Origin of the sequence: Ekhidna sp. (assembly GCF_965228795.1) — a bacterium.
Classification (GTDB): domain Bacteria; phylum Bacteroidota; class Bacteroidia; order Cytophagales; family Cyclobacteriaceae; genus Ekhidna.
On the sequence record NZ_OZ245839.1, the window covers coordinates 4082775 to 4103566 of the forward strand.

Annotated in this window: 22 protein-coding genes; 11 read left to right on the top strand and 11 right to left on the bottom strand. The window is 40.4% G+C overall.

Annotation, left to right across the window (positions count from 1 at the left end):
* Positions 1–24: 24 nt before the first annotated feature.
* The 4 genes from ACQK2H_RS18390 to ACQK2H_RS18405 are packed head-to-tail and all read right to left on the bottom strand — an operon-like array spanning position 25 to position 2647.
* Positions 25–819 carry a hypothetical protein gene (locus tag ACQK2H_RS18390; protein ID WP_425392845.1) on the bottom strand — a complete coding sequence of 265 codons (795 nt, stop codon included), beginning with the start codon at positions 817–819 and terminating at the stop codon, positions 25–27.
* Positions 767–1642 carry a hypothetical protein gene (locus tag ACQK2H_RS18395; RefSeq protein WP_425392846.1) on the bottom strand — a complete coding sequence of 292 codons (876 nt, stop codon included), beginning with the start codon at positions 1640–1642 and terminating at the stop codon, positions 767–769. Before ACQK2H_RS18395 ends, ACQK2H_RS18390 begins: the two co-directional genes overlap by 53 nt.
* Positions 1611–1961 carry a hypothetical protein gene (locus tag ACQK2H_RS18400; RefSeq protein WP_425392847.1) on the bottom strand — a complete coding sequence of 117 codons (351 nt, stop codon included), beginning with the start codon at positions 1959–1961 and terminating at the stop codon, positions 1611–1613. The genes ACQK2H_RS18395 and ACQK2H_RS18400 overlap by 32 nt, the downstream gene beginning before the upstream one ends.
* Complete coding sequence (locus ACQK2H_RS18405; protein WP_425392848.1) at positions 1958–2647, bottom strand: LolA family protein; 690 nt, start codon at positions 2645–2647, stop codon at positions 1958–1960. The genes ACQK2H_RS18400 and ACQK2H_RS18405 overlap by 4 nt, the downstream gene beginning before the upstream one ends.
* 153 nt (positions 2648–2800) lie before the next feature.
* Here ACQK2H_RS18405 and ACQK2H_RS18410 point away from each other — a divergent pair, with 153 nt between their 5' ends.
* A complete protein-coding gene (locus ACQK2H_RS18410) occupies positions 2801–3301 on the top strand; it encodes a hypothetical protein (RefSeq protein ID WP_425392849.1) in 501 nt (166 codons plus the stop codon).
* Between the two features lie 175 nt (positions 3302–3476).
* Positions 3477–4685 (top strand): diaminopimelate decarboxylase, encoded by a 1209-nt coding sequence (lysA, locus tag ACQK2H_RS18415; protein WP_425392850.1) that lies wholly within the window; start codon positions 3477–3479, stop codon positions 4683–4685.
* 194 nt (positions 4686–4879) lie between these two features.
* Here the strand turns inward: lysA and ACQK2H_RS18420 are convergent, their stop codons facing one another.
* Positions 4880–5923 carry a bifunctional transcriptional activator/DNA repair enzyme AdaA gene (locus tag ACQK2H_RS18420; RefSeq protein ID WP_425392851.1) on the bottom strand — a complete coding sequence of 348 codons (1044 nt, stop codon included), beginning with the start codon at positions 5921–5923 and terminating at the stop codon, positions 4880–4882.
* A 71-nt stretch (positions 5924–5994) separates the two neighbouring features.
* Here ACQK2H_RS18420 and ACQK2H_RS18425 point away from each other — a divergent pair, with 71 nt between their 5' ends.
* Positions 5995–6336: a TfoX/Sxy family protein gene (locus ACQK2H_RS18425; RefSeq protein ID WP_425392852.1), complete on the top strand. Its 342-nt coding sequence runs from the start codon at positions 5995–5997 to the stop codon at positions 6334–6336.
* Positions 6337–6413: 77 nt separating this feature from the next.
* Positions 6414–6866, top strand: a complete 453-nt coding sequence (locus ACQK2H_RS18430) for an SRPBCC family protein (protein WP_425392853.1) — start codon at positions 6414–6416, stop codon at positions 6864–6866.
* A 408-nt stretch (positions 6867–7274) separates the two neighbouring features.
* Here ACQK2H_RS18430 and ACQK2H_RS18435 read toward each other — a convergent pair whose 3' ends face one another.
* The gene (locus tag ACQK2H_RS18435; protein WP_425392854.1) at positions 7275–8438 is read right to left on the bottom strand and encodes an alpha/beta hydrolase-fold protein; all 1164 of its coding nucleotides are present in this window, start codon (positions 8436–8438) and stop codon (positions 7275–7277) included.
* A gap of 10 nt (positions 8439–8448) precedes the next feature.
* Positions 8449–10155: an alanine/glycine:cation symporter family protein gene (locus ACQK2H_RS18440; RefSeq protein WP_425392855.1), complete on the bottom strand. Its 1707-nt coding sequence runs from the start codon at positions 10153–10155 to the stop codon at positions 8449–8451.
* A gap of 188 nt (positions 10156–10343) precedes the next feature.
* On the opposite strand from ACQK2H_RS18440, the gene ACQK2H_RS18445 reads away from it, so the two are divergent.
* Both ACQK2H_RS18445 and ACQK2H_RS18450 read left to right on the top strand, forming a co-directional pair.
* Positions 10344–11174: a mechanosensitive ion channel family protein gene (locus ACQK2H_RS18445; protein WP_425392856.1), complete on the top strand. Its 831-nt coding sequence runs from the start codon at positions 10344–10346 to the stop codon at positions 11172–11174.
* Positions 11175–11239: 65 nt separating this feature from the next.
* Positions 11240–11617 (top strand): RidA family protein, encoded by a 378-nt coding sequence (locus ACQK2H_RS18450; RefSeq protein WP_425392857.1) that lies wholly within the window; start codon positions 11240–11242, stop codon positions 11615–11617.
* Here the strand turns inward: ACQK2H_RS18450 and hutG are convergent.
* Positions 11607–12530: a formimidoylglutamase gene (gene hutG, locus ACQK2H_RS18455; RefSeq protein ID WP_425392858.1), complete on the bottom strand. Its 924-nt coding sequence runs from the start codon at positions 12528–12530 to the stop codon at positions 11607–11609. The two genes, ACQK2H_RS18450 and hutG, sit on opposite strands and share 11 nt — an antisense overlap.
* Complete coding sequence (gene hutI / locus ACQK2H_RS18460) at positions 12523–13749, bottom strand: imidazolonepropionase (protein WP_425392859.1); 1227 nt, start codon at positions 13747–13749, stop codon at positions 12523–12525. Before hutI ends, hutG begins: the two co-directional genes overlap by 8 nt.
* Before the next feature lie 66 nt (positions 13750–13815).
* On the opposite strand from hutI, the gene ACQK2H_RS18465 reads away from it, so the two are divergent.
* From ACQK2H_RS18465 to ACQK2H_RS18480, 4 genes are all read left to right on the top strand, one after another.
* The gene (locus tag ACQK2H_RS18465; protein ID WP_425392860.1) at positions 13816–14586 is read left to right on the top strand and encodes a hypothetical protein; all 771 of its coding nucleotides are present in this window, start codon (positions 13816–13818) and stop codon (positions 14584–14586) included.
* Positions 14587–14591: 5 nt separating this feature from the next.
* Positions 14592–15029: a DUF3995 domain-containing protein gene (locus ACQK2H_RS18470; protein ID WP_425392861.1), complete on the top strand. Its 438-nt coding sequence runs from the start codon at positions 14592–14594 to the stop codon at positions 15027–15029.
* Positions 15030–15286: 257 nt separating this feature from the next.
* Positions 15287–16792 carry a hypothetical protein gene (locus tag ACQK2H_RS18475; RefSeq protein WP_425392862.1) on the top strand — a complete coding sequence of 502 codons (1506 nt, stop codon included), beginning with the start codon at positions 15287–15289 and terminating at the stop codon, positions 16790–16792.
* 11 nt (positions 16793–16803) lie between these two features.
* The gene (locus ACQK2H_RS18480; protein ID WP_425392863.1) at positions 16804–18171 is read left to right on the top strand and encodes a T9SS type A sorting domain-containing protein; all 1368 of its coding nucleotides are present in this window, start codon (positions 16804–16806) and stop codon (positions 18169–18171) included.
* Between the two features lie 9 nt (positions 18172–18180).
* On the opposite strand, the gene ACQK2H_RS18485 is transcribed toward ACQK2H_RS18480, so the two are convergent.
* A complete protein-coding gene (locus tag ACQK2H_RS18485; RefSeq protein ID WP_425392864.1) occupies positions 18181–19449 on the bottom strand; it encodes a replication-associated recombination protein A in 1269 nt (422 codons plus the stop codon).
* A gap of 48 nt (positions 19450–19497) precedes the next feature.
* Between ACQK2H_RS18485 and ACQK2H_RS18490 the strand changes: the two genes are divergently transcribed.
* Positions 19498–20391 (top strand): DMT family transporter, encoded by an 894-nt coding sequence (locus ACQK2H_RS18490; protein ID WP_425392865.1) that lies wholly within the window; start codon positions 19498–19500, stop codon positions 20389–20391.
* Here ACQK2H_RS18490 and ACQK2H_RS18495 read toward each other — a convergent pair.
* Positions 20379–20783, bottom strand: coding sequence for a hypothetical protein (locus ACQK2H_RS18495; protein ID WP_425392866.1), 405 nt, complete (start codon positions 20781–20783; stop codon positions 20379–20381). The two genes, ACQK2H_RS18490 and ACQK2H_RS18495, sit on opposite strands and share 13 nt — an antisense overlap.
* Positions 20784–20792: the final 9 nt, after the last annotated feature.

Genomic DNA, 20792 nt, shown 5'->3' on the forward strand with positions numbered 1-20792 from the left:
ACTTAATAGATAATGAGAGAGGCCTTAATTTAATGAGGCCTCTTTTTTTATGGCCGATATCATGGAGGAACTCAACTCTTCTATTGTTGCTTGGTTATACTCTATTGCTAATTCCTTAGCATATTCAGCACCACCAAAATAAAATCCCTGAAAGAGCGCTATAGATGGGATAGATTCCGTAAAAACATATCCTCGAGAGATTCCACTAAAGCCCACATAAAAAAGTGGCGCTTGAACCCCTAAACTGAGCAGCCCTTTAAAAGTCCTTCCTGCATAAATCTGACCTGATCCAGGTACAATAAAAGACAGGATAAAAGCCTTCTCAGGGTTTTTAAATTTTACCTTTCTAAAGGCATGGGTGATCACCTCTTTATCTCTTACTAATGTTTCAAAACTCTCTCTCGCTTGATCCAACTCTTGCAGCGCTACATAATTAAGGGATTCGAACAGAATTATATCTTTAGATTTTTGATAATCTTCCAAAAAGATGGTCTCTGCTATGAGGTTTTTTACTTGTTTGTGATTCCCCATTAAGTAATTGAGTTTGATCTTCTCGTCCATTACCCGGCTTGATAAATCTGGGCCTGCTAGATTGCTGATCCGATCAATGGTTTTTAAAGCGTTTTCAAAATCTTGGTATTGTTTATAGACTACTGCTTTAGCCAAGAGCAGACTATCTTTTTTTTCAAGACTACTTTCAGAAAATATCTGCTGCTCTAATGACACACACGATGACAATAGATGAGCATCACTTTCATCCTGCGCTTCAATTAAAAATGGTGCGAAGAGGCACATGCATATTAAGCAGAATGGCTTCATTATATGTTTTATTAATTTCTTCTCTATAAACCTTAACCGAAAGCACGGATCCCCAAATATTTGCGACGTATATCGCTCCGAATACACCTGCAAATACCTTAAATCTTGTGCTATTTATTCCGTCTTTTTTGTAAGCTTCTCTCATTTGTAATCCGGCGATTGTAGAAAGTAGAAGTGTGAGGTACCCTTCACCTGCTTTCCCTACGTAGAACTTCCCAGCACCTGGCACTACTCCTGATAACACTCCCGCCAGCAGAGGAGATTTTTTTCTGGTCTTTAGCAGACCTTCGTGATTCAGCTTAAAGTTCTCTTCGACGCTAGCAAGCTGATAGTAGTTACCTGTAAATCCTTTTGAATAAGCTTGAAACGTTTCAAAGTCTCGCTCTAAAAGTGCAATCCCTGATAATTCCAACAACTTCAATTCATGATAAAAGGCATTACTATCCAGATCCAATTCGATAAGCAACTTAGCTTTTGAATAATCTTCTGTGTAAGCGTATTGAAAGGAGGTTAGGAATTTAGCTTCTAAAAAGAGAGGGTGGGACTCATTGCGTACTTTTTCAAATGCACGTATGGATTGATCAATACGTTTAAGTTCGTAATTGAAATAGCCTTTGTAATAGTTTAATGAATCACTTTGAGCACCATTAAACTTTGACATTTGATTATCAATAAAAAATATTCCTTCCTCATATGCTTCAATTTCATTTAAGTGCTGAATGAAGTCAGTAGTCCATTGAAAGCTTTCCTGACAGCTCACCTTTAAACAAAAGCATTGGAAAATGGCAATACTAATTATTCTTAAATGAGTAGTCTTCTGCATGATTTACGATAAAACCATCGCTATTAAAGGTGATAGGAAGTGCCTGACTTTTTACCAGTGCCGAGCACCTGAATCTTCGATCAATACTCAAGAAAAATCCTTTGATCGGATCAAATTGTTTGAATGATCTGGACATGAATACGCCACATTTTTGATCATAAATACATGTATCGAAAAACTGATTTACTTCGATGTGAGTCTTCCTTTTATCTGCTTTTTGAGGTTTATGGATAGCCTTTTCAATTAACTGCAAATCGGTTAGTTGAGCTGTTGAGGTCAGTCCACACAAGGTAAGAAATACGATGATTGCTAATCTCATTTGACTAATTCGGCATCTTCAGGAATTTTGAAATTAAGCATTTCGAAATCTGATTCATCATCAAATCTAAAATTCTGAAAGGTTGTCTTTGACACAATAGAGTCACCTTCGAAGTAGTCTATTTCTGTGATCGCCATTGGGAATTCTATTCCATACCCGATGTTTTCATAATTGTAATAGTAGACCTTCTTCATGTAGTTGCCTTTTCTGTCTCTGTACCCCATAAATATTGGTCTTCGAAACTCTCTTACCAATTCTATATGATCAAACCCGTCCACTTTTTCAGGAGGTTTCCAATAGTTAATCAGCATATTCCCCTCAGTCTTTATTCCATCCAGCTCAAACCCAACACGCTTCAGTCCCATATCAGCGGTTTGGTTTTTTAGGAAGTAATAAAAGTTAGTGTTTTGAGACCCGGCTTGATAATTCGTTGATTGAAATACCTGATTGGCCTCAGGATTATAAATTTTCAACTCCCCTTCTTCATTATTAATGATATACACCTCCGCTGGTGACAAAAAGTGAGATACCATATTGCCTGCAGATGAAAAATAAATATCAGCAGTCATCTTCATGGTCTTCCCATCTTTATTTGTCCTTTTTTCCATTTCAAATTTTGCCAACTTAAACGGCCCCTGATTAAATCCGGAGAGTGCCAAAATCAAAAGACAAATTGTAGCTTTCATCATTTAGCAAGTTTAATGAGATAATAAGACTTGATTCTAAATTTCTAATAAATACTTCAGCTAGAGCATAAGCTCTCAAATTGATTACTTTAGTATTGGTTTTATATGAGAGGCGAGCACTCAATTCCAATTATGAATTTAAAAGACAATCACATGAAAAAAATTGCATTAAGTATCACAATCGCAGGCCTTCTGCTCATCTCATCTTGTGGCAAGGATGATGAGGGGCCAACAGTGATTGGATTAAGTGGAACGGTTACATATGATGGTGAATCGTACGCTATTTCAAATGGTATATTTTCATTATCTGTTGAAGATGGGAATGCAGAGGGTGAGTTTTTTATAGCTGATGGCACATTGACTCCAACGTCAACGGGAGTTTCCACCAGTGATAGTCAAATAATAATCTCAGTGGTAGCAACATCCAAAGGCACATCCACACTTGCAAGTGGAAATTATGAGACCAGCACGGATGTCCCGGATAAATATGCAGATATTCAAGTCACTACATCTGATGGAGGAAAACAAGCGTTCACTGGCGGCATAGTAAAGATATCCGGATCAGAAAGCACATATAGCTTAACCTTTGAAGTCCCGTTTGGGCAAGGGGTTGAGCTTACCGGATCTGTAAGCGGAACCTTTGTAAATCGATAAAAGCGATTAATTTAGCGGCATGTTTACAAGCTGGACAAATAAAAAGAGAAAATCTGATAAGAAATCAAAACGATTTCTGTAGATCCGGCTATTGTAAATGCTTTATAAAGAGATTTCAAAAACCGGAGTTTACACTTCGGTTTTTTTGTTTAATTGTCTGATCAAAATTTAGAAAATGAAAAATGCAAGTTTGATGAATGTAGCCAGTACCCATGGCTCACCACTTTATGTTTATGATGCCAATCAAATGAAGGAGAACTACAAACAGTTCACAAAGGCATTTGAAGTGGATCAATTAAAAGTACATTATGCTTGCAAGGCGTTAAATAATCAGTCCGTTCTTAAATTATTCAAATCATTGGGTGCAGGACTGGATTGTGTCTCCATTGAAGAAGTGCACCTAGGGCTTCATGCCGGATATCCCGCCGACGATATCTTATTCACGCCAAACAACATCTCAACAGAAGAGTATGAGCAAGCGATTGAGCTCGGAGTGAAAATCAATGTAGATAACCTTTATACCCTGGAATATTTCGGAATGAATCATCCCGAAATCCCAATCTATATCCGTATCAATCCTCATTTGATGGCAGGGGGAAACCAGAATATATCTGTAGGTCATATTGATTCAAAATTCGGTATATCCATTCACCAGGTTCCTAATATCGAGCGGATTGTAAAAAAACTAGGTGTTAATGTGATGGGTGTTCACGTTCACACAGGCTCAGATATCCTGGATGCAGACATATTCATCAAGGCAGCAGAATTGGTTTTCAGCGTCGTTGAAAAATTTGATACGGTCACTCACATTGATTTTGGTAGTGGATTTAAAGTTGCTTATAAACCGGATGACCTTCATACCGATATCGCCCGATTTGGTAAAAAGTTTAGCAAATCCTTTAATGAGTTTTGCGAAAAGCAAGGAAAATCATACACCCTGGAGTTTGAGCCGGGAAAATACATGGTAAGTAATGCAGGTTATTTTTTGGCAAAAGCCAACCTTATCAAGCAGACAACTTCATGCACGTTTGTAGGATTAGATACGGGCTTTAATCACTTTATCAGACCGATGTTTTACAATGCGTACCATCACATTGAGAACCTCTCAAATCCAAAAGGGGAAAAGAAAGTTTATAATGTTGTTGGGTACGTTTGTGAGACAGACTCATTTGCTTCCGATCGAATTATTCCGGAGGTCAGAAAGAATGATTTACTGGTATTTAAAAATGCGGGCGCCTATTGTTCTACAATGGCTTCTAATTATAACTCACGTCCACGTCCTGCCGAAGTGATGGTTCTAGACGGAAAAGATCATTTAATTCGTAGGAGAGAAACGATAGGGGATTTATTAAGTACACAGGTTGAGGCTGAAATTTCTTTCTAATAATGCCATTAACATCGAAGGAAAGGCGGAATGATTAACCGCAGAGAGATCAGAGAAATAACCGCTGAGAAAAAGAAGAAGCTTAAGAGACCTAGATTTTCTTAGGGAATATTAAGCGCTGCGAACTCTCAGAGCTCTCAGTGAAAAACTCAGTGACCTCTGTGGTTAAAGGATAAAAGGCCTACAATTGCTTTTTACTGATTCTCAAACTCATGTTTAAGGAGCCATTGTTTCCGATGGATACCACCCCCATAACCAACGATGCTGCCATCAGAACCGATGATGCGGTGACAAGGGATAATGATTGAGATTCGGTTCTCACCATTTGCTCTTGCCACTGCTCTCACGGCTTTCACATCCCCTACCACATCTGCCTGCTGTTTGTAAGAACGTGTCACACCATAGGGGATTTGGACCAATGCATTCCAAACTTTTTGCTGAAAGTCGGTACCCGGTACCGCCAGAGGTAAATCAAAGGATTTTCTTTTCCCATTGAAATATTCGTCTAACTGGGCACTGACCTTATCAATCAAAGGATGCTTTCCTGTGATCATCTCCGATTGCATTCGCTTCTTCAATACATCAAGTTGTGTCTCCAGCATCTTGCGATCAGTAAACTCCAGCAAACACAAACCCGCATCTGTCACGCCAATCATCATGGGGCCCAATGGTGTTGCAATGCGATTGATAGTAATGATTTGTCCTTGTGTGCCGGGGGAAAATCCTGTCATGTTTTTAAATGTATCTGAAAAGCCACTGAGTGAATCATATCCATGCTGAAAGGCTGATTGTGTCACGGTCTGACCTTCCTTTATTTTTAAGAACGCCTCGTTAATCCTGCTCATCCGTAAGTATGCTTGAAAAGTAATGCCATGCGTTTTCTTAAAATACCTCCTCACTCTACTTGGACTAAATCCAAGCTGGCTCAATTCAAAATCTTTCCACTTTTTGGACGGCTCCTCTTCAACTGCTTTTAAAAGTGGTATTAACCAGTCTGGTGCAGATTGATAGCTCTTCATTGGGCGGCAGACTTTACAGGCGCGGTATCCATTGATAAGAGCTTCCTTCGTGTTATGAAAAAATTCTACGTTTTCATACTTTGGCTTTCGTGCAGGGCAAGTTGGTCTGCAAAATATCCCTGTAGTCTTTACTCCTACAATAAATACTCCCTCATAGTGAGAGTTTTTGTCCAGTAGTGCCTGATACATTTCGTCAGTAGATGGGCGTGCTGAAATCATGAATCAAAAGTAGAGAACATGGGCATCAAGGTACAACCGAAAATTGAACAAGCATTTTTTACCTTTATACAATGGCATTCAATGAATTCTTAGCTGATAAATTACGTCAGTCACTGAAAGAGCGTAAGGTCGTCTTTGAGGAAAAGAAAATGATGGGAGGGTTGTGCATTATGGTCGATGATAAAATGTGTATTGGAGTCATTAAGGATGACCTCATGGCCAGAGTCGGGCCTCATGAATATCAGCGGTTTTTAGATAAACCCTATGCACGGGTGATGGATTTCACCAAACGTCCCATGAAAGGATATTTATACGTCAACCCGGCAGGTTGGGATAACGATGATGAGCTTAGTGAGTGGGTAGATCAATGTCTGGAATTCAATAAAGAAGCGAAATCCTCCAAAAAGAAGTGATCATACTTTCAGGTGATTTTTTAGAAAAACTTTCTAACTTTTAAGAGACATTCTATCATTGACCTAAACAAGCTACTATGAAATACACATGTGAAGTCGTCATTGATAAGCCTCGGGATGAGGTGATCAATCTATTTGACAACCCAGACAACATGAAATACTGGCAAAAAGGATTTAAAAGCTTTGAGCATGTTTCGGGTGAGCCGGGAAAACCTGGTGCTGAATCAATCATCAAGTATGATTTCGGGAATCGCAAAATGGAATTGATAGAAACAATAACGTTTCGGCAGCTCCCGGATGAATTTCATGGCAACTACACAACGAAAGGTGTAGTCAATATTCAAAAAAACTATTTTAAGGACGAAGGTGGGAAGACACGATGGATTTCTGAAGCAGAGTTCAAATTCTCAGGTTTCATGAAAATCATGGCTTTCTTTATGGGTAAAAAGCCTTTCAAGAAGCAAACACAAGCATTCATGGAAGACTTCAAATCCTTTGCTGAAGGAAACCCTAAGTATGGACAGGATTAACTACTAAAACCTACTAATTAGTATAAAATTAGTAGGTTTTTGATATTCCAACTGATCTAATGGACTTAGTATCCAAAGGTTATTTAAAGTCCAATCCGGTAAACTACTAATATTCTTTAAACCCGGAATCAATGCCGTTTTGTTAAGACTTTCTTACCCTCAGTCCCTAAAGGGATGGCTTACGGGTTTAAGTCATTTCCCCTATAGGGGTCAGGGGTTTCAATCAAATTACTGAAAATTTTTCTTAACCAAACGGCATTAAACCCGGACGCTCACACCCTGACTTAACGTCACGGGCTAATCCAGACAAAGCAGAGTTTTCGTCTTCTGATGACCCTCCAGCCACAGTTTTAATACTGACCAATTCGTCAGTGCAAATTACGCCTATCGCGTAATTAGGGTTAAAAATTAATTAGCCGGAAAAAAGAACTCGAGTATATCGTCGGTTGTAGCTCTCCATAGACCCCAGCTATGGCCTTCCGGAAGCTCTTTCCAGATTACATCATAACCTGTTTCGATGAGGTAGTTTTTTACTTTTCGCATATTCGGAGGCAAAGAACTTCCCTCATAGGTTCCCCATATAGTCGCCACTTTTATATCCTTTTTCACTCCATCCATCACAATACCATTAGTGTGAAAATTATTAGGCTGGAATGCCCCTGAATGAATGCCGCAATTCCCGAATACTTCAGGGTTTTGAAAAGCAATGATTGCTGAAATATTTCCTCCATACGAATCGCCTATTACAGCTCTGGATGATGCCGATGCATCTGTGCTATAGTTGCCATCAATGTAAGGCACCAACTCATTTACAAAGAAATCGGTGTATTTGAAACGGTCATCAAAGGCATACTCAATGTTTCGGTCATTTGGAACTACAAAAACACCAATGGTTGGAGTGATCTTGTTATCAGCGATGAGGTTATCTAGCACATTCTGTGTGCTTGCCAAATTTAGATAGTCAGATCCATCTTGAAAGTATGCAACAGGATATTCGTTCGACTCACTATAAGAAGCCGGTAAATAGAGGTGCACATCGTATGTCTTCCCTGTATGGGTACTGGTAATTTGAAATTCTGAAATAGATCCTTTATCTATTCCGTCTCTCGACTTTATTTCTTCCGGTTGAATATAATCCGGCATAGCTAATTCGGAGTTTGGCCCAAATCCTCCTCCTATTCGATTCGGATTCTTTGGGTCCAAAATCCAGTTTGAAGCATTAATCACCAACTTGTAGTCAAGTCTGGCGTTTGATTCGAAAGCTTCTTTTCTATACCATAAGTTCGTTTTGCCAAGTTTGGTGAAACTCCTTCCTGATGGATTCCATCCATTAAAATCGCCGGCTACCTGAACACTACTTGCATCACCATAGTACAAGAAATAGGCATTCGATTTTTCCTCGATATAAGGTGCCTCCACAGTATCCATAAAACCCTCTGTCAACACGACTTGATCAGCAGAGTCAGATTCCATTACTACCTCGATCAACTCAGAAAAGCTAGCTATCTCTATTACCGCATCAGGAGTTGGTGAATCCTGCTTACATTGGACAGTAAGTAGGATCATACTCATGGCACAAAAATTACTCAGGTGTCTTTTCATCCGGCCATTCCAGCTTAAAGTCTTTCCAGTAATCACCCACAGTTTGTTTCATTTCTCTGTGCATAATCAGAATTCCAATCAGGTTAGGAATGGTCATTAACGCAATCGTGATATTGGCCAATGTCCAAATGATAGTAGTATCTGCGAATGAGGCGATGAAGAATCCAACAACGTATACGATTTTATAAATGATGATATACTTCGTGCCAAAAAGGTAGGTGGTTGCTCGCCCACCATAGTATGACCAACTAATCGCTGTAGAAAAGGCGAACAAAATCAACCCTATGGATACGATGTATTTTCCATAATCACCAAAGAACCCTTCATTAAATGCCACAGTAGTCAGCGGAGCACTATGTAGAAGTGATTTTCCTGTTATAGTCACATCAACTTCACCTGATATGCTCCCATTGATCACACTGATACTGCCTGTGTATGGCTTCTCATTAAGTTTCATCCTCACATTTTCTGCAAAAGATTCGGCAGCAATAACTGTTACAGGATTTTGAATTACTCCTTCTGATACGTTTAAATATCCGGTAAATAATGGGGCAGGCTCCTCTTGAATCAGGTGATTTTTCACAACCAACTTATCCGCTTCATTGTTCTCATCATATGCCTCCGCAAATACGATAATATCTGAGTACTGAAGTTCATTTTCATATTTTTTTGCCCAGGCTCCAGATGATAAAAGAACCAGACCTGTAATTGTGCAAATGATAATTGTATCAATGAATGGCTCAAGAATAGCCACCATACCTTCCGATACCGGCTCGTGTGCACGTGCTGCAGAGTGAGCAATAGGTGCTGAACCCTGACCTGCTTCATTTGAAAATAATCCTCTATTTACCCCTCTGTTAAAGGCAAAGGCAAGATTAGCACCAAGGAAACCACCCATGGCTGCACTACCTGAGAAAAGATCAACAAAAATTGCAACTACTGATGGCAGGATATTACCTGCATTATAGAAAATCACTGATAAAGCTCCTATGACATAAACCACAGCCATAAACGGAACAATTTTTTCCGTCACTTTAACAATTCGCTTAATCCCACCAAGAATTACTGCAGCAAGTAAGACTGCCAGGACTGCACCTGTTATCCATTGTTCTACTCCAAAAGTTGTGAAGACTGAATTGGCAATATTATTTATTTGTGGCAGATTTCCTGTTCCAAATGAGGACATGATTGTTGCAACAGCAAACAAACCTCCTAAAAAGTATCCGGTCTTTATGACCTTCCCTGACTTAGTGGTTATGTTCAATCGCTTCTTCATGTAGTACATCGGACCACCTGAAATTCCGTCACCCACTTTTTCTCGGTATTTATGCGATAGTGTTACCTCCACAAACTTGGTTGTCATACCAAGCACTGCTGTCACTAGCATCCAAAACAATGCTGCAGGACCACCTAAGTGCACAGCCAAAGCAACACCTCCAATATTTCCTGTTCCCACCGTCCCTGAAAGAGCAGTCGCCAACGCCTGGAAGTGAGAAGCATCTCCTTCGTCATCGGCTTTATCAAACTTTCCTCTTACAACGCGTAAGGCAAATCTGAAATACCGTATTTGAGGAAATTTAAGATAGATCGTAAAGAAAAGCCCGGTTCCCAGCAGTAAGTAAACGAACCAGGAAGATCCACCTATGGCACCATCGATTTGATTTAGTATTTCATTAAGTTCTCGCATGAATCAGGTTTTGATTTCAAATATTCGATTTTCGCAATCCGACAAAAATAGCTTTTTTAATGAATCCTCTGTCACAATGAACATTTCAATATCATCCCTGTTACATATTTGGGACTTAGAAGTCTTGAAAGGCTCTTTTTACGTATCTTTCCCTAGAACAATTTTTTAAATTCAAAACCTAACTCAACATGGAAGAAGTAGCTTCTGAAGCCTCTAAATACACACAACTAGCTATTGATATAGTAATGACCTGGGGACCTAAAGTAATTGCTGCGATAATCACTTTAATTCTTGGTCTGTGGATCATTGGTATGATCACACGTGGTGTGGGTAGGACCATGCAGAAAAAAGATGTTGACCCTTCATTGAGACCATTCCTCAAAACCTTAATATCCACAGCATTAAAAATAATGCTCTTCATTTCTGTAATTGGAATGGTGGGTATCGAAGCAACAAGCTTTGTGGCTGTAATTGGTGCGGCAGGTCTCGCAGTTGGTCTTGCGCTTCAAGGCACACTACAAAACTTCGCCGGAGGTGTCATCATTTTATTAATAAAACCATTTAAAGTAGGTGATTGGGTTGACACATCAAGTCATTCAGGTACCGTTCATGCCATACAGATTTTCCATACCATTCTAAAAACTCCGGATAATAAAACGATTATCATTCCAAATGGTCCGCTAGCTAATTCATCCTTAACTAACTACTCAACAGAGCCCAAAAGAAGATTAGATCTTACCGTTGGAGTAGGATACGGTGATAGCACCGAGAAGACCAGGGAAACATTGATGGAATTGATCAATGCCGATGATCGTATTCTCAAAGACCCGGAACCATTTATAGCGGTAGCTGAGCTTGCAGACAGTTCGGTGAACTTTACAGTAAGATTATGGGTAGAAGCAGGCAATTACTGGCCGTTGAAATTCGATATGAACGAAAGGATATATAACAAGTTCAACGAGGTAGGATTGAATATTCCATTTCCTCAAATGGATGTACATGTGCATAAAGACAACTAAAAATTCATTGGAATTAAAGTGTAAAAGTCCGGTTTTTCGAATCGGACTTTTTTATTTTTATAGGAATGAGACAAAACATCCCTTCTGGAGCACCCTGGGAAGATGAGGTTGGTTATTCCCGAGCTGTGCGTATTGGTAACACCATTGAAGTATCTGGCACAGCCCCGGTTCGAAATGGCAAAACTGTTGGTGACAGTCCCTACGAGCAAACCAAAATATGTCTTGAAATCATCAAATCTACCATTGAGAAGGCAGGAGGAAAGCTAGAGGACGTGGTACGAACAAGAATGTTTGTAACGGATATCGCTCAATGGGCAGCAATTGGTAAGGCACATGGAGAATTTTTCGGTGAAATCAAGCCCGCAACGACCATGGTAGAAGTAAGCTCACTAATTGAAAAAGATATGTTTATTGAGATTGAGGCAACTGCAGTTATCTCATAACCACATCATAAATAAAACTTGCTGCAAGCTTAGCTGTTCGTCCGTCATCGTATTGTGGACTCATCTCGGCCACATCAAAGCTGACCACTTTTTCAGATTGCAAAATTTTGTTCATCAATGGCTTAATATGATGCGGTAAAGCCCCATAAGGGTTTGCTGCACTTACACCAGGAGCTATCCCTGCAGAAAATACATCCAAATCAAGGGTAATACAGATCACATCCATCTCATCCATAAAGTAGTCAATTCGAGCAAATAGCTCTTCTGTTGAATCTTCTAATAATTCTTCCATGGAAATGAAGGATTGATTTTTCTCGCGCATCAATTCAAACATTGAAGCAATGTTTACTGCTTCATTAATGCCTATGGGTAGGTAATGAAAGTTTTCACTTTCTTCAAAAAGTTGACGCGCCCAGCTACCTGAATGTGCACCCTGAAAGTATTGTCTAAGATCAAAATGAGGATCAAAATTGATCATTCCAATTTTCTTATCAGGAAAGGCATCCAAAACACCTTTTCCGTGAGAATAGCTGATCTCATGACCACCACCGAGTAAAATAGGAAATGATCCATTTTTAACAATGCTTGTTACATACCTGCCAAACTCCTTCTGCGCGTTTTCCAATTGATCACCACTAACTACAACATCTCCTACATCTGTTAATCGTATTTCATCATCAAAATGGATCGCCAGATTCACCATTGCTTTACGGATCGCATCGGGTCCCTCTACAGCACCTGTTCTCCCCAGGTTTCTTTTAACTCCCAAATCAGAGCAAAACCCGAGAAAATTAATGCCAGCCGGAACATTCGCATTCAGATCACCTACTTCCACTATCTGGTGCCAAACATCCCGAATCGAACCAGGGTCTTGTCTTCCTTTCCAAGTCGACTTATTGCCGGGCTTATACATGCTTTACTTGTTTTCCATTCTTCCAAACCAAATCGGGCTTCACCTTCCCTTGATTATATAAGATTTCTCGATAATCATCCACAGGAAAAGCAATCAAATCTGCTTTCATTCCTGCAGCTATTTTACCACGATCATCTAACCCCAGTGCTTTTGCAGCTCTGAAAGTGATCCCTGAAAAGATTTCAGCAGAAGATAATTTTTCATAGATACCCAAAATAGCTGCCTGAACCAATAAATCACCCATAGGTGCTGATCCCGGATTCCAATCAGTGGAAATGGCTACAGATGCACCTGCATCCAGCAGTTTTCGTGCTGGCGTAAACTGCATTCCCAAACCAATGGACGCTCCGGGTAATGCCACAGCCACCGTGTCAGACTTTGCCAAAAGGTCAACTTCCGTGTCAGTACTAGCTTCTAAATGGTCTGCACTTTTTGCACCTAATTCCACTGCGATCTGACTACCTCCTGTGTGAAACTGATCAGCATGTATGGTCAAATCAAAACCCAGATTCTTAGCTGCCAACATATATTCCTTAGCGATTTCCATCGGAAACGCAGAGGGTTCGACAAAAATATCTACGCGATTGGCAAGTCCTTTAACCAGCAGCTGTGGCAATAGTTCTTTTTCCAGGTAAGTCAAAAATTCCTTCTTATCCTTGAATTCTTTTGGGCAAACATGTGCTGCCAGGCAGGTTGGGATTAAATCTGCTTCTACATCTGCTTTCGCATTCTTAACGACATTCAACACCTTTAGCTCATTCTCTACATTCAGTCCATATCCACTTTTTACTTCTATAGTGGTCACACCATCATTGAGATGGCGATTTGCTCTTTTTATCAGCCCTTCCCTCAATTCATCTGCAGAAGCTTTTCGGGTCTTTTCCACCGAATCAAAAATACCTCCACCCTGCTCTAATATTTTCTCATAAGATTCTCCGGACATTCGAAGGGTATAGTCTCTTGCTCTGGTGCCTCCCCATACCAAATGCGTGTGGCAATCTATAAGCCCAGGCAGTAGAATATAGTCCCCCTCCACTTCTTCAATGGTATTAGCCTCAGACCGCAAGTCTTCAAAATTGCCAACTTTCAATATTTTTTCATCTTCAATAATGACTCCACCATTTTTGATTATATCAAGGTTTGAGTCACCCAGAGTCCCTTTTTGTGATGCTCCTGAAAGTGTGATAATTTCCTTAAATGGCCCTATGAGTTTTAACATGGTACGAAAATTGAAATAAGTCTAAAAGTTACGATTTTTGCTAAAGTATCACGAACCACACCCATCATGAAAAAAAATCTACTCACACTAACATTTTTGTTTACAGCAGTGTCACTATTTGCACAAATGGGCAGCTTGTCACTGGCTTTTGGTCTGCCTCAAAATGATTTTAGGGAAAACACTGACGCTACCGGATTCGGAGGAGATTTATCATTTGCTTTCCCATTTCAAAAAGGAACTCCTATTTATCTGGGAGGAGATATTAATTACATGGTTTACGGTCTTAATTCGACGGATCATGACCTCACTGCAGATATTGTGGCTAATGGTCAATTAATAGATCAATTGGTTATTCCTTTAAGGGTGACCAATACGAATAGTATTTTCGGCACACATTTATTTATGCGTGCAGTAGCCCCCTTCGAATTGATTCAGCCATATGCTGAAGGACTGATTGGATTCAGATATATCTCTACGAATACCAAAATTGTGGATCGATCGGATGATGGCAGGTGGTCCGATGATGACGATGACAATGTGATCTCCAGAAAGACGGTGCTGGATGACTGGATTTTTAGCTACGGGTATGGTGGTGGATTCCTAATCAAAGTAGGACCAAGTGTATTCATTGATTTAAGAGCTAACTTCTTCAAAGGACAAAGAGCTCAGTACTATGACGGAGATGATACTTCTTCCTGGACGGTAGAATTCAACGGCGACCCCAACTCCTATGATCGAGAAACTGTTTCTGGAGATAACTTATCCTATGAGAACCGGCCAAGAGAATCAACGACTGATTTGCTAGTCTTGAAATTTGGGGTGGCATTTAAGATGTAAAAAAGATGCTATCACATAAGTCGATGATCATTTGTTCAACATTAATGACGCTGTTTCTTGTCTTAGCCATCATTCATTTCTACTGGGGTTTTGGTGGAAGATGGGCGTTTACGAGCGCCATCCCTGTAGATAGCAATAACAACCCGGTTTTGAGTCCGACTGCCATTGATTGCTTTATAGTAGGTATCGGCTTGCTCCTATTCGGAATCTTCTACCTGCTTCAAACAGACTTGATTTCATTCAACATAATTTATTGGATCCGTAAACCTCTGCTATGGGTCATCCCATTAATATTTCTTTTCAGGGCTATTGGAGATTTTAAGTACGTCGGTTTTTTCAAAAGTATGCGAACCAGTGAATTTGCTACTTTGGACTACTTTTTCTTTTCACCACTGTGCCTGGCCATATCCATCCTTGGATTTTGGGTGCTTAAAAAGGTGTAATTATCTAATACCCATATTTCTCTTTCCACCTTGCTTTAAGAAACTTTCGCCTCTCGTGCATTTTTACGTGGATCTAAGATCGGAAACTCTACATGTCCCAATTTTAAAAAAGTAATCAACTATTTTTTGTCAAAAGAAATCTGTTTTTAATCCTATAAAACTGCTTTGTCTCATTTAATCAACTGAAAATCTGATCGTTTGGCAATGATCTATTAGAGTTTTTCTATAAATTCAAAAAGCTATAAAATTCTATCACCATGAAAAACCACCTAAAAAACACACTTAGACATCTATGTCTACTCATTGCTTTTTTATCATTTCACCTAAGCTATTCTAACAATGTGACTGTTAGTAATGTGACGCTAACAGGTCAGGATGCTGCGAGCGACTTCACATTTGTCCAGTTTGACATCACATGGGAAAATTCCTGGCGTGTAAGCGCAGGACCAGCCAACTGGGATGCTGTATGGGTCTTTGTAAAATACCGAGTGGGAAGTGGGGACTGGCAACATGCCTGGTTGGAAGCGGCAACTCACGCTGCACCTGCTGGAAGTACCATCACCGATGGACTTGAAGACCCAAGTTCAGGTTTCAACGCAACTACAAACCCTTCATTAGGAGTGTTTATTTATAGGGATGCTGACGGAAGTGGTACTATCAATCTAACGGGTGTTCAGCTTCGATGGAACTATGGTGAAAACGGTGTGGATGATAATGACGGTGTAGATATCAAAGTTTTCGCAATAGAAATGGTTAATATCCCACAAGCCAGCTTTTTTGTTGGTAGTGGTGGCAGTGAGTCTGGTAGCTTTACCGAAGGAGATTATGGAGGTGGTGATCCTGTACCGCTTCAAATTACTTCGGAAGGTGCACTAACCATCGGTACTGGCACTGGTGAATTATATGGCACATCTACCTCAGGCGACAACACAATAGGTGCAACTGGGACACTAGCGGCAGAATTTCCGAAAGGGTTTGATGCAATCTATGTCATGAAGTATGAAATCAGTCAGCAAGGATATGTTGATTTCTTGAATACCATTGATGGGACACAAGGAACCGCGCGGTATCCTGGTCAAACTGCTAATAGACATGGAATTATTGTTTCAGGAGGAGTTTACAGCACTTCAACACCATATATAGCATGTAATTTTCTAAGTTGGGCTGATCTTGCAGCATACCTCGACTGGTCTGCTCTCCGCCCAATGACAGAATTAGAATACGAAAAAATTGCCAGAGGCACATTAACCCCGGAACCAAATGAGTACGCTTGGGGCACAACCACACTAGTAAGTAACGCTTACACATTAAGCAATGCAGGTGCAATCGATGAGGGAATTGCCACCAATTATTCTGCTGGCGGCAATGCTTCTTATGATACATCTGATGGAGCCATTGATGGACCTCTACGCAATGGAATCTTTGCTGCCAATGGCTCTAACACCGGGCGAGAAACCTCCGGGGCATCATTCTATGGGGTAATGGAATTATCTGGGAACCTAAAGGAACGATACGTATCCGTTGGCAGAACTAACGGAAGATCATTTACTGGACTCCATGGAGATGGAGCTATTGATGCATCAGGAGACGCTGATGTAACAAACTGGCCTGCCACAACTGGTGATGGAATTGGAGAAAGGGGTGGGGATTGGTTTGAGGGCTCTTCCAGACTAAGAATATCAGACAGAATTGATGCTGCATTAACCATAGCTTCAAGAGTAAGCTACTACGGTGGCAGAGGTGCCCGTGTCGATCCTAATTGATTGATTTCATCATGAAGTCGATCACGACCCTTATTTTTTTAACCCCCTGCTTCCTTTTTTCTCAATTTGTTGGTGGGAATGGAGCTGGTATTGATGATTTTGAGATCGTTGATTTTTCTTTAGACGGTACGAGTTTAAGTGCTCTCTACAATGGAGGGGATGGGCATGGAAGTACATTTGACCGTGAACAAACCACGCTAAATGGGCAGGGACTAAATGTCCTCTATAATGGTGGTGATGGATATGGATATTTTCTATTCAATGAATTTGGTAGATCATTGAACGGTGACAACTTGAATGCCCGATTCAGTGGAGGTACAGGTAACGGTGATATCCACTTAATCACAAGAAACTCTTCACTAAATGGGCAGAACCTTAATGTGATTTTTTTTAGTGGGAGTGGGAGAGGTGATTATCTGTTTTCAACTTTTTCCGTTGACCTAAATGGAGCCTATGTAGGGCCTCCGTTTTTCGGAGGCAATGGAAATGGGGATGTTGTCTTCTACGAATTGTCGGAAGCATTGGACGGAAGCAACCTCAGTCCGATTTTCTTTAGTAGTGATGGTGCAGGATTTGAAAGTTTAAGACAGCTTCACTTGTCAGCTAATGGTGTTGATTTAAGTCAACCATTTTTTAGTGGAGATGGAGACGGAATGTTTGGATTTCCGGCGCTCCATGTAGCACTCGATGATGACGATCTTGGTGTGCTTTTTCTGAGTGGTAATGGCAATGGCAGTGATGGTATCCGGCAATTATCCATTGCATTAGAAGGCTCAGATTTGAGTTTCATATTTACAAGTGGGTCCGGTCGGGGAGAATCCGTTGCGACTATTCTGAATACACCTTTACCCGTTGACTTAATTTCGTTTGAGGGAATTGCATTTGAAGATAGAATTAAACTCATATGGAAAACTGCTCAAGAAATTAATAATGATCGCTTCATCATTGAGAAATCATTGGATGGGAGTTTCTGGTCCACTATAGGCAGTGTCGAAGGTTCAGGAAACTCTACTGAATTAATTACATATAATTTTTCAGACCTTTATCCTGAGAGAGGAATTCAATTTTATCGATTGAAGCAAATAGACTTCAACGGAAGCTATGAGTATTCGCCTATTATATCGGTTGATTTTGACAAAATTGGGCTTACTACAACTATCTATCCTAACCCTAATCATGGAGAATTATCTATTGGATTAGATGAAGTACCAAAGGAGGTATTTATCCGAATATTGGATCTCAAAGGGATAATAGTCTTCTCTAGTAAATTAGATTCTGGCAAATTGAATCTGGATATATCAAACCTTAAAGACAATATCTATCACATAGAGGTGATCGTTGATGGCCGGAAATCAATTCACACAATCATCAAAAATTAAGGAACAGTCCTAATACCCATATTTCTCCTTCCACCTTGTTCGCAGGAACTTTCGAAGTTCCTCCTCTCGTGCATTTTTACCTGGATCATACAGTTTAGTACCTTCAATCTCTTGCGGGAGAAACTCCATTTCTGCAAAATTCATCGGATGATCATGCGCATACTTATACCCCTTTCCATACCCCTGATCCTTCATTAGTTTGGTAGGCGAATTACGAATAGCCATTGGTACGGGTAAATCTCCTGTTTTCTGAACCAGGGACTGGGCCTGATTGATGGCCATATAGCTGGCGTTGCTTTTTGGGGATGACGCTAAATAGGTCACACATTGTGAAAGAATAATTCTCGACTCTGGATAGCCAATCATATTGACTGCCTGAAACGCGTTGGTAGCCATGACAAGGGCTGTAGGATTTGCATTTCCAATATCTTCAGAAGCGAGTATGACCAACCGGCGAGCAATGAACTTCACATCCTCCCCACCTTCAATCATCCGGGCTAAATAATAAACAGCAGCATTCGGGTCACTGCCTCGAATGGATTTTATAAAGGCAGAAATAACATCATAATGCATCTCTCCTTTCTTGTCATAAAGTACTGTTTTACGCTGAGCTGCTTCAATCACCTTTTCATCAGTGATGATCTTTTGTTTCCCTTCATCGCTTTTGATGACCAGCTCCAGCAAATTCAGAAGCTTCCTACCATCCCCTCCTGAAAGGTTAAAAAGCGCTTCAGTTTCTTTAAGCATCACCTCCTCTTTCTTCAGCTCTTCATCTTGCTGAAGTGCTTTCTCTACCAGGGTTAGCAGATTTTCTTTTGTGAGTGCATTGAGGGTATATACCTGAGAGCGTGAGATTAAGGCCGAATTCACTTCAAAGCTTGGGTTCTCAGTGGTAGCGCCAATTAACGTGATCGTTCCTTTTTCAACCGCACCAAGCAGCGCATCTTGTTGTGCCTTATTGAACCGGTGAATCTCATCTATGAAGAGAATCGCTTTGTTCCCACGACTTGCTAGCTGAATGACTTCCCGAACTTCTTTTACCCCTGCACTAATTGCACTCAGCGTATGAAATGGTCTTTTGACTTCATTAGCGATAATGTTTGCGATGGTGGTCTTCCCGGTTCCCGGAGGTCCCCACAAAATCATAGATGGAACCTGACCGGAATTAATCGCTCTTTTCAATACGCCATTATCACCAACCAGGTGTTCCTGACCCACCAGGTCAGAGAGTTTGGAGGGCCGCATGCGTTCGGCAAGAGGGGATGTGTCTTGAAACATTTTCTAAAATTAAGAAAACTCCTTTGGCTCTCACCATACATTTGCAGCGTGAATTGGGACATAATAAAAACATATGTAGCCCTAACGCTGGTCAGCCTTTTTTATGGGGTTAATTACAGTGTACTGAAAATTGTTGTCCCTGAGTATGTAGGCCCTTATGGGTTCATCGTTTTTCGTGTGGTCGTTGCATCAGCGATTTTCTGGATCATACATTCATTCAATAGAGAAAAAATAAATTGGAAGGAAGATGGATGGATGTTGGCTCTTTGTGCTTTTACTGGTGTGGCTGTAAATCAACTCCTATTTTATAAAGGTTTAAGCCTCACTTCTGCTGTCAATGGCTCCATCATTATGACGCTCACGCCTGTTTTGGTATTGATCTGGGCATCTCTACTAATTGGTGAAAAAATCACCCGAACAAAAATTATTGGTGTGATTCTCGGTCTTATTGGAGCGGTGATTATTCTATATCAACCTGATGCTCTGTTAACTTCAGGAGATTGGCGAGGGGATATTCTGGTATTTATAAATGGGACCAGCTATGCTTGCTACCTTGTGCTGGTGAAGCCACTAATGAAAAAGTATCAGCCAATGACAGTAGTCACGTGGGTTTTTACCATCGCTATATTATTTGTGATCCCGGTCGGATTCCATCAAGTGAGCGCAGCAGATTTTTCATCTTTTCCACCAAAAGTCTGGTGGAGTATGACTTATACCATTGTCGTGGTGACAGTCCTGGTTTATTTTCTCAATGCCTGGACTTTAGTTCGGGTAAACTCGTCTGTAGTTGGCTCCTTTATTTACCTTCAGCCCATATTTGCTACTCTCACGGCCATCCTATTCTTTAGTGAGGTTTTTCTACTTAAGCACCTTATTGCTGCATTTTTCGTATTCACAGGGGTTTACCTTGTGACACTCAAAAGGAAGCATCAAAAATCATAATGTAGTTGATCGTTCCAACCCTCCAGATTTAAATACAATTGATCTTCTACTCTTAATGGCGTTATATCAAACGTGAAGTTTCTGGTAACAATGGCATCACACATCTCCGTGTTAGTAAGTGAAACCTTAGCGAATCTCTGCACGGGATATGATTCCGCAATCGCACCTGAATCTACAAGCTTAGCTTTCCATAGGCTACCGTCACAGCCAGAGGACTGAATGGTGATTCTGAGAACATCCCCCTCAATGGAAGCTTCCGTAATGGTGTAGTTATTGGTTTGTGTTTGAGCATAGAGTGCTTCGTCTATAATTACATTAGGTCCCTGATCTTTACTATCATCCGAACCACACGAAAATGAAAGAAATACAATCAACCAAAACAGATTTTTCATAACCAAACG